13 protein-coding genes are annotated in these 13326 nt (G+C 72.2%); 9 read left to right on the top strand and 4 right to left on the bottom strand.

Annotation, left to right across the window (positions count from 1 at the left end):
- Positions 1 to 133: 133 nt before the first annotated feature.
- From HYQ63_RS18110 to HYQ63_RS18120, 4 genes are all read left to right on the top strand, one after another.
- Positions 134 to 1729, top strand: a complete 1596-nt coding sequence (locus HYQ63_RS18110) for an acyl-CoA carboxylase subunit beta (protein WP_179934894.1) — start codon at positions 134 to 136, stop codon at positions 1727 to 1729.
- 20 nt (positions 1730 to 1749) lie between these two features.
- Positions 1750 to 1956 carry an acyl-CoA carboxylase epsilon subunit gene (locus HYQ63_RS18115; protein ID WP_123105403.1) on the top strand — a complete coding sequence of 69 codons (207 nt, stop codon included), beginning with the start codon at positions 1750 to 1752 and terminating at the stop codon, positions 1954 to 1956.
- Positions 1957 to 2036: 80 nt separating this feature from the next.
- Entirely contained in the window at positions 2037 to 2168 is a 132-nt protein-coding gene (mmpB, locus tag HYQ63_RS44755; RefSeq protein ID WP_257231925.1) for a morphogenic membrane protein MmpB, read from the top strand.
- A 71-nt stretch (positions 2169 to 2239) separates the two neighbouring features.
- A complete protein-coding gene (locus HYQ63_RS18120) occupies positions 2240 to 2842 on the top strand; it encodes a nucleoside triphosphate pyrophosphatase (RefSeq protein ID WP_179934895.1) in 603 nt (200 codons plus the stop codon).
- A 78-nt stretch (positions 2843 to 2920) separates the two neighbouring features.
- Here the strand turns inward: HYQ63_RS18120 and HYQ63_RS18125 are convergent, their stop codons facing one another.
- Positions 2921 to 3373, bottom strand: a complete 453-nt coding sequence (locus tag HYQ63_RS18125) for a hypothetical protein (protein WP_179934896.1) — start codon at positions 3371 to 3373, stop codon at positions 2921 to 2923.
- Between the two features lie 354 nt (positions 3374 to 3727).
- Between HYQ63_RS18125 and HYQ63_RS18130 the strand changes: the two genes are divergently transcribed.
- Positions 3728 to 5482: a biotin carboxylase N-terminal domain-containing protein gene (locus HYQ63_RS18130; RefSeq protein WP_179934897.1), complete on the top strand. Its 1755-nt coding sequence runs from the start codon at positions 3728 to 3730 to the stop codon at positions 5480 to 5482.
- 78 nt (positions 5483 to 5560) lie between these two features.
- Here HYQ63_RS18130 and HYQ63_RS18135 read toward each other — a convergent pair whose 3' ends face one another.
- A complete protein-coding gene (locus HYQ63_RS18135) occupies positions 5561 to 6736 on the bottom strand; it encodes an esterase family protein (RefSeq protein WP_179934898.1) in 1176 nt (391 codons plus the stop codon).
- Between the two features lie 144 nt (positions 6737 to 6880).
- Here HYQ63_RS18135 and HYQ63_RS18140 point away from each other — a divergent pair, with 144 nt between their 5' ends.
- Positions 6881 to 7480 (top strand): TetR/AcrR family transcriptional regulator, encoded by a 600-nt coding sequence (locus tag HYQ63_RS18140; RefSeq protein ID WP_257231926.1) that lies wholly within the window; start codon positions 6881 to 6883, stop codon positions 7478 to 7480.
- 63 nt (positions 7481 to 7543) lie between these two features.
- Here HYQ63_RS18140 and HYQ63_RS18145 read toward each other — a convergent pair whose 3' ends face one another.
- Both HYQ63_RS18145 and HYQ63_RS18150 read right to left on the bottom strand, forming a co-directional pair.
- Positions 7544 to 8542: a DeoR/GlpR family DNA-binding transcription regulator gene (locus HYQ63_RS18145; RefSeq protein WP_257232622.1), complete on the bottom strand. Its 999-nt coding sequence runs from the start codon at positions 8540 to 8542 to the stop codon at positions 7544 to 7546.
- A gap of 150 nt (positions 8543 to 8692) precedes the next feature.
- Positions 8693 to 10138, bottom strand: coding sequence for an NAD(P)H-quinone dehydrogenase (locus tag HYQ63_RS18150; protein ID WP_179934900.1), 1446 nt, complete (start codon positions 10136 to 10138; stop codon positions 8693 to 8695).
- A 108-nt stretch (positions 10139 to 10246) separates the two neighbouring features.
- Here HYQ63_RS18150 and HYQ63_RS18155 point away from each other — a divergent pair, with 108 nt between their 5' ends.
- From HYQ63_RS18155 to HYQ63_RS18165, 3 genes are all read left to right on the top strand, one after another.
- Positions 10247 to 10684, top strand: coding sequence for a gamma-glutamylcyclotransferase (locus tag HYQ63_RS18155; protein ID WP_123100215.1), 438 nt, complete (start codon positions 10247 to 10249; stop codon positions 10682 to 10684).
- Positions 10685 to 10807: 123 nt separating this feature from the next.
- Positions 10808 to 11743, top strand: a complete 936-nt coding sequence (locus tag HYQ63_RS18160; protein WP_179934901.1) for a hypothetical protein — start codon at positions 10808 to 10810, stop codon at positions 11741 to 11743.
- An 81-nt stretch (positions 11744 to 11824) separates the two neighbouring features.
- Positions 11825 to 12655, top strand: coding sequence for a purine-nucleoside phosphorylase (locus HYQ63_RS18165; RefSeq protein ID WP_179934902.1), 831 nt, complete (start codon positions 11825 to 11827; stop codon positions 12653 to 12655).
- Positions 12656 to 13326: the final 671 nt, after the last annotated feature.

Below are 13326 nucleotides of genomic sequence, written 5' to 3' on the forward strand. Positions count from 1 at the left end.
GACCGGTAGCCCAGCCGGCACAAACCCCACCAACCCCGCCCACCACACCGCTATCGCCCCGATCCACAGCGTCACGACCCACAGCGTCACGGTCCCAGAATCCACCCCCAGGACGAGCAGGAGCCGCATCCCGATGTCCGAGCCGGAGATTGCCCCCGAGATTCCAGATCGTCACACCACCGCGGGGAAGCTCGCGGATCTGAAGCGCCGCATCGAAGAAGCGACACACGCGGGCTCCGCGCGGGCGGTCGAGAAGCAGCACGCCAAGGGCAAGCTGACCGCGCGCGAGCGCATCGACCTGCTCCTCGACGAGGGGTCCTTCACGGAGCTGGACGAGTTCGCCCGGCACCGCTCCACCAATTTCGGCATCGAGAAGAACCGGCCCTACGGGGACGGCGTCGTGACCGGCTACGGCACGGTCGACGGGCGCCCGGTGTGCGTCTACTCCCAGGACTTCACGATCTTCGGCGGCTCGCTGGGCGAGGTCTACGGCGAGAAGATCGTGAAGGTGATGGACTTCGCGCTGAAGACCGGCTGCCCCATCGTCGGGATCAACGACGGCGGCGGCGCCCGGATCCAGGAGGGCGTGGTGGCGCTCGGCCTGTTCGCCGAGATCTTCCGCCGAAACGTTCACGCCTCCGGGGTGATCCCGCAGATCAGCCTGATCGTCGGGCCGTGCGCGGGCGGCGCGGTCTACTCGCCCGCGATCACCGACTTCACGGTCATGGTCGACCAGACGTCACACATGTTCATCACCGGACCGGATGTGATCAAGACGGTCACCGGTGAGGACGTCGGCTTCGAGGCGCTGGGCGGCGCCCGCACCCACAACACCACCTCCGGTGTCGCGCACTACATGGGCGGCGACGAGAAGGACGCCATCGAGTACGTCAAGACGCTGCTGTCGTACCTGCCGTCCAACAACCTCTCCGAGCCGCCCGCCTTCCCCGACGAGGCCGACCTGGAGACCTCGGACGAGGACCGGGAGCTGGACGTCCTCATCCCGGACTCGGCGAACCAGCCGTACGACATGCACCGGGCCATCGAGCACGTCCTGGACGACAACGAGTTCCTGGAGACCCAGGCGCTCTTCGCGCCCAACATCATCACCGGCTTCGGACGGGTCGAGGGCCACCCGGTGGGCATCGTGGCCAACCAGCCGATGCAGTTCGCCGGTTGCCTGGACATCGGCGCCTCCGAGAAGGCCGCGCGCTTCGTCCGCACCTGCGACGCGTTCAACGTGCCCGTGCTGACCTTCGTGGACGTGCCCGGCTTCCTGCCCGGCACCGACCAGGAGTACAACGGCATCATCCGGCGCGGCGCCAAGCTGATCTTCGCGTACGCGGAGGCCACCGTCCCGCTCATCACCGTCATCACCCGCAAGGCCTTCGGCGGCGCGTACGACGTGATGGGCTCCAAGCACCTGGGCGCCGACCTCAACCTGGCCTGGCCCACCGCGCAGATCGCCGTCATGGGCGCCCAGGGTGCGGTCAACATCCTGCACCGCCGTACGATCGCGGCCGCCGACGACCCCGAGGCGACCCGCTCCGAACTCATCGCGGACTACGAGGACACCCTGCTCAACCCGTACACGGCGGCCGAGCGCGGCTACGTCGACGCGGTCATCATGCCGTCCGAGACCCGCCGCCACATCGTCCGGGGGCTGCGCACCCTGCGGAACAAGCGCGAGCAACTGCCCCCGAAGAAGCACGGCAACATCCCGCTCTAGGTTCAGGAAGGGCTGTTTCCATGATCCGAATCGTCCGGGGCAATCCCACCCCAGAGGAGTTGGCAGCCGCACTGGCGGTCGTACAAGCACGCGCGGCGGCCGCGTCGGCCGCCGCGCAGGGCGAGGGCGTACCGGAGGAGTGGTCCGATCCGGCCCGCACCATCCCGAGCCGCCGCGTCCCGCAGCCCGGCCCCAAGGCGTGGCGCACGACGTACTGGCCCGCCTGACGGAAATGGTTCTCCGCGCCGTGGCGCCTGAGTACGCGTACTCAGGCGCCACGCGACCATCCGGGCGCACTATCGGTCGCATGCTGTGGTCCGAGCCGCCCGATGAGCCGCCAGAAGATCTACGGCGCGCCCAGGCGATGCTCCGCCGCGCCCGAGCCGTCCTGGCGATCGCCATCATGATCGCCACCTGCCTGCTCACGCTGCACCCCTGAGCCGGGCCCCTGAGCCGGGCCCCTGAGCCCGGCCCCCTGACCGGGGCCGTGGCAGCGCCTACTCTGGGCGCATGACTGCCCAGCGCACCCTGATCCTCGCCTCCGCCTCCCCCGCCCGCCTCGGCCTGCTGCGGCAGTCCGGATTCGCGCCGGAGGTGATCGTCAGCGGAGTGGACGAGGACGCGCTGAGCGCCGAGACACCCGCCGACCTGGCGCGGGTGCTGGCCGAGGCCAAGGCGACGGCCGTGGCCGGTCTTGCGGAGGCCGACGGGGCGATCGTCGTCGGCTGCGACTCGGTGCTGGAGCTGGACGGGCAGGCGCTCGGCAAGCCCGCGGACGCCGAGGAGGCCACCGCCCGCTGGAAGTCGATGCGCGGCCGTGCGGGCGTCCTGCGCACCGGCCACTGCGTGATCGACACCGCGAGCGGCCGCCGCACCTCGGCCACCGCCTCCACCACGGTCCACTTCGGCGAGCCGACCGACGCCGAGGTCGCCGCGTACGTGGCGAGCGGCGAACCGCTGCACGTGGCGGGCGCGTTCACGCTCGACGGGCGTTCGGCGCCGTTCATCGAGGGCATCGAGGGCGACGCGGGCAATGTGATCGGGCTGTCGCTGCCGATGCTGCGCACACTGCTGGCCGAGATCGGCGTGGGCATCACCGACCTCTGGGCCTGAGAGCCTGAAAGAACCTCAGACGGTTCGGACGGCTCAGGCGGTTCAGACAGCTCAGGCGGTTCAGACAGCTCAGGCGGTTCAGGCGGGGCTGGGGGCGTCCTGGCCGCCCTCGGCCTCGGCGGCCCCGCCCCGGGGCGCGCCCTCCGGCTCGTACGCCAGCAGGCTGAGCACCACCAGCCCCAGCACCACCATCAGACACGCGAACGCGGGCCAGCCCACCAGGCCGACCGAGAACGCACCCACCACTCCGTGTGTCACCGCGCAGGTGACGAGGAGGATGCGGCCGAGACGGCCGGGCGCGCGGTCGCGCATCGCCATGCGGAGCAGCACCACGCCGCACAGCAGCAGATAGGCGCCGAAGAGGCCGCCGCCGACCCAAGTGCCCACGGACATCGCGTCGGTGTCCATGCCGCCCAGGGACATCTGCTGCCGGTCCACGACCAGGCCCAGGATCCAGTTCAGCAGTGCTATGCCGACCGCTTCCAGCATCAGCGTCACGGCCGCCACCGCGGCCACTGGTCTGCGTGCCACCCCGCCCACCTCTTCCGGTTCGACATCGCGAACGCTACTAACGGGTAAGCCGCCCCACAAGAGGTGCGCGAGGGGCTCTCGCGCGCAGGACGGTGCGGCAAAGTTTCCGCCCCTCGTTCGTAGGGATCCCACAAAGAAACGTGAAGCTCCCCAGCACGGCGGGGCGGAGATCCTGCCCACAGCACGGACTCCGCCGCGGCCCGGAAAACCGGGCGTACCGTGGAGCGACGGGGGATTCGGCTGTCTGCCCTGGGCAGGGTTAACGCTCCGTGTGGTCAAGCTCACGCCCGAGTCCTTCTCGGCGTGGGGTGTCGCCTGTACCTAAACTCGGCTTGTTTCAAGGAGGGAGCCATCGTGCGCAAGGTGCTCATCGCCAATCGTGGCGAGATCGCTGTCCGTGTTGCCCGTGCCTGCCGGGATGCCGGGATCGCGAGCGTTGCCGTCTACGCCGATCCGGACCGGGACGCCGTTCATGTGCGCGCGGCGGACGAGGCCTATGCGCTGGGCGGTGACACCCCGGCCGCCAGCTATCTGGACCAGGCCAAGGTGCTGGCCGCGGCCGCCGAGTCCGGCGCCGACGCCGTCCACCCCGGCTACGGCTTCCTCTCGGAGAACGCCGACTTCGCCCAGGCCGTCCTGGACGCCGGGCTGACCTGGATCGGCCCGCCCCCGCAGGCCATCCGCGACCTCGGCGACAAGGTCGCAGCGAGGCACATCGCCCAGCGCGCCGGAGCCCCCCTGGTCGCGGGCACCCCCGACCCGGTCTCCGGGGCGGATGAGGTCGTGGCGTTCGCCGAGCAGCACGGGCTGCCGATCGCGATCAAGGCCGCCTTCGGCGGCGGCGGGCGTGGTCTGAAGGTCGCGCGCACGATGGAGGAAGTGCCCGAGCTGTACGACTCGGCCGTCCGCGAGGCCGTCGCCGCCTTCGGCCGCGGCGAGTGCTTCGTCGAGCGCTACCTGGACAAGCCCCGCCACGTGGAGACCCAGTGCCTGGCCGACACCCACGGCAACGTGGTCGTGGTCTCCACCCGTGACTGCTCCCTCCAGCGACGCCACCAAAAACTCGTCGAGGAGGCCCCGGCGCCGTTCCTGACCGAAGAGCAGAACGCCGACCTCTACCGCGCCTCGAAGGCCATCCTCAAGGAAGCCGGATACGTCGGCGCGGGCACCGTCGAGTTCCTCGTCGGCCTCGACGGCACGATCTCCTTCCTTGAGGTCAACACCCGCCTCCAGGTCGAGCACCCGGTCACCGAAGAGGTCACCGGCATCGACCTCGTCCGCGAGATGTTCCGCATCGCCGACGGCGAGGAACTGGGCTACGACGACCCGCAGATCCGCGGCCACTCCTTCGAGTTCCGCATCAACGGCGAGGACCCGGGCCGCAACTTCCTCCCCGCCCCCGGCACCGTCACCACCTTCGCCCCGCCCACCGGCCCGGGCGTCCGGCTGGACGCGGGCGTGGAGTCCGGCAGCGTCATCGGCCCGGCGTGGGACTCGCTGCTGGCGAAGCTGATCGTCACCGGCGCCACCCGCACCCAGGCCCTCCAGCGCGCCGCCCGCGCCCTGGCGGAGTTCCAGGTCGAGGGCATGGCCACCGCGATCCCCTTCCACCGGGCCGTGGTCGCGGACCCGGCCTTCACCAGCGACCCGTTCGCGGTCCACACCCGCTGGATCGAGACCGAGTTCACCAACACCATCGCCCCCTACGCCGCAGCCCCGGCCGCCACCGACGAGGACGAGACCGGCGCCCGGGAGACCGTGGTGGTCGAGGTCGGCGGCAAGCGGCTGGAGGTCTCCCTGCCCGCCTCCCTCGGCGTGGCCTCCGCCCCGGCGGCCGGTGGGTCGAAGAAGCCCAAGCGCAAGGCGGTCAAGAAGGGCGGCTCCGCCGCCTCCGGCGACGCCCTGGCCTCCCCGATGCAGGGCACCATCGTCAAGGTCGCCGTCGCCGAGGGCGACACCGTGGCCGAAGGCGACCTCGTCGTCGTCCTCGAAGCCATGAAGATGGAACAGCCCCTCAACGCCCACCGCGCGGGCACCATCAAGGGCCTGAGCGCCGAGGTCGGCGCCTCGATCACCTCGGGCTCGGTCATCTGCGAGATCAAGGACTGACGCCCCGCCGTACGGCGCAACGTCGTACCGCGTATCCGGGCCCCGGCCGTCCTCCCGACGGCCGGGGCCCGCGCGTTCCTACCCGCGCGCCACGTCCTGCGGGAAGGTCAGCTGCCCGCTCATCCAGCGCAGCGCCGTGGGCAGTTCGCGCCGCCAGGTGCGGAAGTTGTGGCTGCCCCGGTCGAGGATGATCGACTCGGCGCGCATCGGCGGCCTGACGGCGGCCAGGAACGACCGGGTCGCGCCGTAGTTCGACTCGCCCCGGCGGCTGGAGGCCACCAGCACCGACACCTCGGGCCGCGGCAGGTTCCGCAGCCGCCACATCAGATCGTGCTCCCGCATCCGCCGCTCCCCCGCCGGGCCGCCGCCGAACAGGTCCCCGGTGGTCGGGTCGTTGACCACGCGGTAGTCGGGCGAGAGCGCGGCCGCCGCGGAGTAGACCCGCGGATGGCGCATGGCCAGCTGAAGCGCGCAGGTGCCGCCCGAGGAGTAGCCCAGGACGCCCCAGGCGCTGGGGTCATGGCCGATCCGGTAGTGGCGCGCCAGCGCCTCGGGCAGATCCTTCGCGAAGTACGTCTCGGCCCGCGGCCCTCCGGGGACGTCCACGCACTGGGTGTCCCGCGGCGGGGCGATGGTGGGCCGGACCATCACGATCACGGCGGGCTGCACCGCCCCCCGGCGGATCAGATCGCCCGCGGTCTGCGGCACCCGCAGATGCTGGGCCAGCAGGAAGGACCCGCCGGGGTAGCCGCTGATCGCGACGATCACGGGGAAGCGCTGGCGGGCGTACTGACGCTGGAAGTACTGCGGCGGCAGGGCGACGTACGCGGGGTTGGCGACCTGGCTGCGGCGGCCCAGGATCCGCACCGACTCGACCTTGCCGGTCCGCTCCGGCGGCCCGGCGGGCAGCCCGTGCACCCGGTCAAGACCCTGCGGCGGCGCGGGCTGCACCAGGGCCCCGGACGGACCGTTAGGGCCCGTCCCGCCGCCGTGCTCGTCCGAGAGGGCGGCGGGGGCCTCGTCGCCCCGGCCCAGCAGCTCGTCCCACGACCCGTAGAACTGGAAGTGGGCGTTGACCGTGAGCGCCAGCGCGGCGACCATCGCGCACTGGGTCACCGCCAGCGAGCCGAGCCTGCCCAGCCACGCCCGTACGCCCCGCCCGGCGAAGCGCGGCCACAGCCACGTCGTGAGCGCGACGCACACCACGGCGGTGGCGATCGTCACATACTCCAGCGGTCGGCTGGTCAGTCCCATGGGCGTTGCCCGGCGCGGGCGTTGATCCGCATCCGTTTCCCCCTCCTCGCTCGCCGGAGATGACGGTCTCCGTCACCTCGATGTCACCTCATGCCATGCTTGACTTACAGGCAGGTACCGCAAGGCACAGCAGGGAGGACCGCGATGGCGACCGAGACAGCCCCGGCGCACACGCCACCGCTCCCCCGCCCCATGCGCGCCGACGCGCGCCGCAACTACGAGCGGCTGCTGGCCGAGGCGCGCACCGCCTTCACCCAGCACGGCACCGACGCCTCGCTGGAGGACATCGCGCGCCGCGCGGGCGTCGGCATCGGCACGCTCTACCGGCACTTCCCCAACCGCACCGCGCTCATGGGAGCCGTCTTCCAGGGCGAGATGAACGCCCTGCTGACGCGCTCCCGCGAGCTGGCGAAGGCGCCCCAGGCGTGCACCGCGCTGGTCGACTGGCTGCGGGCGATCGTCCACCACGCGAGCACCTACCGCGGACTCGCCCAGGCCCTGATGGCGTGCTCGGGCGACGAGAGCTCGGAGCTGTCCCGCGGCTGCCGGCTGCCGCTGCGCGAGGCGGGCAGCGAACTGCTCGCCCGCGCCCAGCGGACCGGGGCCGTACGGCCGGACGTGGTGATCGCCGACCTGATGCAGCTGACCAACGCCATCGCGCTGGCCGTCGAGCAGTCGCCGGACGACCCGGAGCTGGCGGACCGGCTCCTCGCCTTGACCTTCACCGGTCTCAAGGCGCACTGAACCAGTCCCCCGGCGATGCCCGTCCGGTCCCGGTGACCCGCCCGGTCCCGGTGACCCGCCCGGTCAGCGCCGCCGTGGCGCCAGATCCGCCACCCGGCCACCGCCCGACGACTGCTGCTCGGGCAGCGATGCCGCGCTGCGCAGCTGGGAGGCGCCGGGACCCTGGCCGTGCGGATTGCGGCGCGGCCCGGGCAGCGGCAGCCCGTCCTCACCGGTCCGCGGGGCCGATGAGCCCAGCCGCCCCGCCTGGCGCCCCGCGCCCGACGGGCCGCCGCCCTCGCCACCGGCCGGGCCGGACCCCGCGCCCGGCCCCGTCACCGCGATCTGCACGCCCTGGTCGGCCAGGGCCTGCAACTCGGTCAGCGCGCGGTCGTCCTGGGCGGGTGGCTCGTCGGTCACCAGCCGCGTGATCACATCGGTGGGCACCGTCTGGAACATGGTGTCGGTGCCCAGCTTGGTGTGGTCGGCGAGCACCACGACCTCCGCCGCGGCCTGGACCAGCGCCCGGTCGACGCTGGCCGACAGCATGTTGGACGTGGACAGCCCGCGCTCGGCGGTCAGCCCGCTGCCGGACAGGAAGGCGCGCGAGACCCGCAGCCCCTGGAGGGACTGCTCGGCGCCGCTGCCGACCAGCGCGTAGTTGGAGCCGCGCAGGGTGCCGCCGGTCATCACGACCTCGACCCGGTTGGCATGCGCCAACGCCTGCGCGACGAGCAGGGAATTGGTGACCACGGTCAGCCCGGGGACCCGCGCGAGCCGGCGGGCCAGCTCCTGCGTGGTCGTACCGGCGCCGACCACGACGGCCTCGCCCTCTTCGACGAAACCGGCCGCGAGATCGGCGATCGCCGTCTTCTCCGCGGTCGCTAGATGGGATTTCTGCGGGAAGCCGGACTCCCTGGTGAATCCGCCCGGCAGCACCGCACCGCCGTGCCGGCGGTCGAGCAGTCCTTCTGCCTCCAGCGCCCGCACATCACGCCGTACGGTCACTTCGGAGGTCTGGACGACGCGGGCGAGCTCACGGAGCGACACCGCTCCGTTCGCACGCACCATTTCAAGGATCAATTGGCGACGTTCTGCAGCGAACACGAAACTGACAGTAACGCCAACGACTGTCTGTTTTCAGCAGCTTGCACTAATTAGCAGAAGTTGTTCATCTGCGCGGGCGCAAGCTGCTATAAGGGGCGCACCTCACGCCCCGACGGCCCGTGCGGACTATCCCTCGGACGACTTGCGGGTGTGCAACTGCCGTGCCACCTCGGCGATCGAGCCGGACAGCGAGGGGTACACGGTGAACGCCTTGGCGATCTGCTCCACCGTCAGGTTGTTGTCGACCGCGAGCGCGATCGGATGGATCAGTTCGCTCGCGCGCGGCGCGACCACCACACCGCCGACCACGATGCCGGTGCCCGGGCGGCAGAAGATCTTCACGAAGCCGTCCCGGATGCCCTGCATCTTCGCCCGCGGGTTGCGCAGCAGCGGCAGCTTCACCACCCGGGCGTCGATCTTCCCCGTGTCCACATCGGCCTGCGAGTAGCCGACCGTGGCGATCTCGGGGTCGGTGAAGACGTTCGCCGACACCGTCTTCAGGTTCAGCGGCGTCACCGCGTCCCCCAGGAAGTGGTACATCGCGATCCGGCCCTGCATCGCGGCCACCGACGCCAGCGCGAACACGCCGGTGCAGTCACCGGCCGCGTACACGCCCGGCGCGCTGGTGCGCGACACCTTGTCGGTCAGGATGTGGCCGGACTCCTTCATCCGGACCCCGGCCTCCTCCAGGCCCATGTCCTCGGTGTTCGGAATCGAGCCCACGGCCATCAGACAGTGGCTGCCGGTGATGACCCGCCCGTCCGCGAGCGTGACCTCCACCCGGTCGCCGACACGCTTCACCGCCGCGGCCCGCGAGCGGGACATCACGTTCATCCCGCGCCGCCGGAAGACGTCCTCCAGCACCGCCGCCGCGTCCGGGTCCTCGCCCGGCAGCACCCGGTCCCGGCTGGAGACCAGCGTGACCTTGGACCCCAGCGCCTGGTACGCGCCCGCGAACTCGGCGCCCGTGACACCGGACCCGACCACGATCAGTTCCTCGGGCAGCTCGTCGAGGTCGTACACCTGCGTCCAGTTCAGGATGCGCTCGCCGTCCGGCTGCGCGTCCGGGATCTCCCGGGGGTGCGCGCCGGTCGACACCAGCACCGCGTCCGCGATCAGGGTCTCCTCGGAGCCGTCCGCCGCCCGGACGATCACCTTCCGCGATCCGTCCGGCGCCTGCGCGGGCTCCAGCCGCCCGCGCCCCCGCATGACCCGCGCGCCGGCGCGCGTGACGGAGGCCGTGATGTCGTGCGACTGCGCGAGCGCCAGCCGCTTCACCCGCCGGTTGACCTTGCCCAGGTCCACGCCCACCACCTTGGCCGCCTGCTCCAGCGGCGGGGTGTCATCGGCGACGATGATCCCCAACTCCTCGTACGAAGAGTCGAACGTCGTCATCACCTCAGCCGTGGCGATCAACGTCTTCGACGGCACGCAGTCGGTCAGCACCGACGCCCCGCCCAGACCGTCGCAGTCGACGACGGTCACCTCCGCACCGAGCTGCGCGGCGACCAGCGCCGCCTCGTACCCGCCGGGTCCGCCACCAATGATCACGATCCGAGTCACATGCTCCATTGTCCCGTACCCACACGCTAGGCTCCCGCCCGGGGGTTCGAGTGCGCATCCCGCCACGAACCCGCCACCCCAAGAGCGCTTCCACCCCTCTCCCGTACCCTCTGATCCATGTCGCTCTACGCCGCGTACGCCGGCAACCTCGACGCGCGGCTGATGTCCCGCCGCGCACCGCACTCACCCCTGCGCGGCACAGGCTGGATCACCGGCTGGCGCCTGACCTTCGGCGGGGAGCAGATGGGCTGGGAAGGCGCCCTCCCCACCATCGTCGAGGCCCCGCGCTCCCAGGTCTTCGTCGCCCTCTACGACATCGCCCCCATGGACGAGGACTCCATGGACCGCTGGGAGGGCGTCGGCCTGGACATATACCGCCGTATGCGGATCCGCGTCCACACGCTGGACGGCGAGGAACCCGCCTGGCTGTACGTCCTCAACGGCTACGAGGGCGGCCTGCCCTCCGCCCGCTACCTCGGCGAGATCGCCGACGCCGCCGAATCCGCCGGCGCGCCCCACGACTACGTCATGGAGCTACGTAAACGGCCCTGCTGACGTCCGCTTGCGCGCGGCTGGTGAATTCATCGTGCCGATTGTGGCCGTGCCCCTGTTCTCCCCCGCGGGCCCCGGTTGAGGATGCGGATTGATCTCGATCACCACCACCGAAAGCCGACCTCTATGCCCGTCTTCAGGCGCCGCAAGGGCAGCCGTCCTCGTCTGGTCCCCGAACTCGACGACACCGCCCTCGGCCGGGTCCGGCAACGCCTCGAGACGAGCTGGGTCCGCGGCGAACTCGACACCACGGTGATCGCCCAGGTCTCCCGGGTGGTCGAGGACGCCGGTCAGGACTGGGACCGCAAGGCCCACCGCCTCTCCGTCCTCGCCGCCGCCGCGGGGCGGGCGCTGCCCGGGATCTGGCGGCGCCACCACCCCCGCGACCAGGGAGCCCTGCTGCTGCACGCCTGGTCGGACCTGCTCCAGGCCCAGTCCGACCTGAGCGACGCCCGCGACGCCTGCCGCCTCGCCGCCGAGCTGGTCCCCGCCGACCCCACCCCGTACGTCGTGCACCTGGCCACACTGCGCCGCGAGCGGCGCCCCCACCGCGAGCTGTCGGCCATCTGGCAGGAGATCATGGCCCGCGACCCGTGGAACCGCGAGGCATACCTCCAGGTCCTCGGCTATCTCTCCCCCGACGAGTGCGGCTCCGCCGTACAGCTCCTCGACCTGCTGGACTCGGTCCGGGGCCGCATGCCCGCCGACGCCCCCGCCGCCGCCCTGGAGCTGACCTCGATCGTCCGCGGCCACCAGCGCGCCATGGCCACCGGCGGCATGGAGGCCATCAGCGCCGGGGAGCACTGGCGGCGCGAGCAGGTCGCCTCGGTCCTCGACCAGGCCGCCCAGCACTGGCCCCACCCCGGCTTCCTGCGCCACGCCGCGGCCCTCGCAGACCTCAACGTCCTGGCCTACGCCCTGGTCAAGTCCGGCCGCATGGCCGAAGGCGCGACGGCCCTGCGCGCCACCGGGGGCGTGGTGACCCCCTGGCCCTGGAACGCCGACGGCGACCCCCTGGAACGGTTCTCCCAGTCCTTCGACCGCCTCGCCGCCCCCGCGTAGCGCGCCCGGTTCGCAACGATCCGAACACCACCCATGGACGCCGTCTACGCGCGTAGGCCAGGAGGGGCTACCCTCGTGCGCGTGAACGCATCTGTTACTAGGGACAGCCAAGGCGACCCCGCCGACCCCCACGCCGCCGCCGACGCCGCCGCCACGCGCCTGCGCGAGCTGACCGGCGCGGAGACCCACGACGTCGCCCTGGTCCTGGGCTCCGGCTGGGTCCCCGCCACCGACGCACTCGGCAGCCCCGAGCACGAGTTCCCCGTCACCGAGCTGCCCGGCTTCCCGCCGCCCGCCGTCGCGGGCCACGCGGGCACCATCCGCTCGTACAAGCTCGCCGACAAGCGGGCCCTCGTCTTCCTCGGCCGCACCCACTACTACGAGGGCCGCGGCGTCGCCGCCGTCGCCCACGGCGTACGCACCGCCGTCGCCGCCGGCTGCAAGACCGTCATCCTCACCAACGGCTGCGGCGGCCTCCGCGACGGCATGCGCCCCGGCCAAGCGGTCCTCATCAGCGACCACATCAACCTCACCGCCGCCTCCCCCATCGTCGGCGCCAACTTCGTCGACCTCACCGACCTCTACTCCCCCCGGCTGCGGGCCCTCTGCCAGCAGATCGACCCCACGCTGGAAGAGGGCGTCTACGCCCAGTTCCCCGGCCCCCACTACGAAACCCCGGCCGAGATCACCATGGCCCGCACCATCGGGGCCGACCTCGTCGGCATGTCCACCACCCTCGAGGCGATCGCTGCGCGCGAGGCGGGCGCCGAGGTGCTGGGCATCTCCCTGGTCACGAACCTCGCCGCGGGCATGACGGGCGAACCCCTCAACCACGAGGAGGTCCTCCAGGCGGGCCGCGACTCGGCCACCCGGATGGGCACGCTGCTGGCCCAGGTGCTGGACCGCCTCTGATTTCCGGGGGCTCCGCCCCCGGACCCCCGCCGGGGCTCCGCCCCGGGCCCCGGGTTCCGCTGCGTGGTGGGTGCGGGTGGGTGCGCGGTCGGTGCGGTGGTGGGTGCCGGTGCGGGGCCTCCGGGGCGAGGTCCCGGACCGTATATTTACGGCGCCGCTGACGTGGAGCGTGAAGTGACCGTCGGACGATCGGCGCCACAAATACACGTCAGCGTCCGGAACCCCACCCCTGCGACCCCGCCCCTCCCGCCGTCGGCGGCCACCCGGCCCGAGGCCACGCACCGGCCCTCCCCACGCCGCCGCACCGGTCGGTGACGACCCGACGCCCTTCGACAGGAGGAGACGGCATCGCGCCCGGAACCGGACCGGAGGCCGCAAGCGCCAGCGGGGCCACTCCCACCCCCACCAGCACCACCCCACCGGCCGGTGGCCCCGTACTGCGGGCGCGGGGCGAGGCCGCCCACCGGGCGAACCGGGGCGAGGGTTGGGGCCACCGGCGGGGAGCCGCCGTACGACGGGCGCGGGACGGGGACCACTCCGCGAACCGGAACCGGACCGGAGCCCGGAGCCACCGGCGGGGAGCCGCCGCTCGACGGGAGGGGACGGGGCCGCACCCACCCCCGCCCAGCACCTGCCCCACCGGACCGAACCCCGGGGCCCCGCCAATGGCC

It is taken from the genome of Streptomyces sp. Rer75, from assembly GCF_013414305.1.
Taxonomy (GTDB): Bacteria; Actinomycetota; Actinomycetes; order Streptomycetales; family Streptomycetaceae; genus Streptomyces; species Streptomyces himastatinicus.